The organism is Neobacillus bataviensis LMG 21833 (genome assembly GCF_000307875.1).
Taxonomy (GTDB): Bacteria; Bacillota; Bacilli; order Bacillales; family Cytobacillaceae; genus Neobacillus; species Neobacillus bataviensis.
Genome location: NZ_AJLS01000030.1, coordinates 1 through 651, shown reverse-complemented (window position 1 = coordinate 651; position 651 = coordinate 1). Strand labels below are relative to the sequence as shown.

The 651-nt window shown below is 37.0% G+C and carries 1 pseudogene; it reads left to right on the top strand.

Annotation, left to right across the window (positions count from 1 at the left end):
• Window positions 1–138 precede the first annotated feature (138 nt).
• Window positions 139–236 (top strand): annotated as a pseudogene (locus BABA_RS26300) (IS6 family transposase); the annotation flags it as partial.
• Window positions 237–651: the final 415 nt, after the last annotated feature.

Below are 651 nucleotides of genomic sequence, written 5' to 3'. Positions count from 1 at the left end.
ACACTCTTCGGCTTTTCAGTTTCTACTGAAATCAAAATATTAATGGGAATACCTGCTTAGATTGACGGTTGTCAGAGATAGTGTTTTTGAGTTTCAGACTTTGCAACAGAACCAGGCAAACAATTTCCAAAAGACGTGATGATTGTAGCTGTAGCTTATTATTTGCGTTACAATTTGAGCTATCGTGAAGTACAAGAGATGCTTTTTATGACCGAGGAATTAATGTATGCCATACGTGCTATCTTTCCATTTGACGGAAGAGATAAATACTTAACTCTATTAAAAAAATCAAAGTAACCACGACCGCAAGGGATTTTTCCTAAAGGCAGAACGTCCGATTTTTTCAATTGAGGTGTACAAGCGGAGCGACAAAAGCGAACAGGGAGACTTTATGCTATAATGAGTTTAAAGAAAACTGACACGCAGAGCATGCGGTTAAATTGTTCCATAGAGAAGTCTAATTTCTTGATGAGTGGTTGACGCATCTATGCCACATAAAAAAACGAAGCGGTGCAAGCAGAGTGGGGACTACGGCTTAACCACGAAATACCAATCTGTGCCGATTGATGATTTGATTTTAGGTTTAAAATAAAAAAGTTGCTGACAATAAGTTGGTGGCTTTTTTATTTTTTTAAGACAAAAATTTACTGT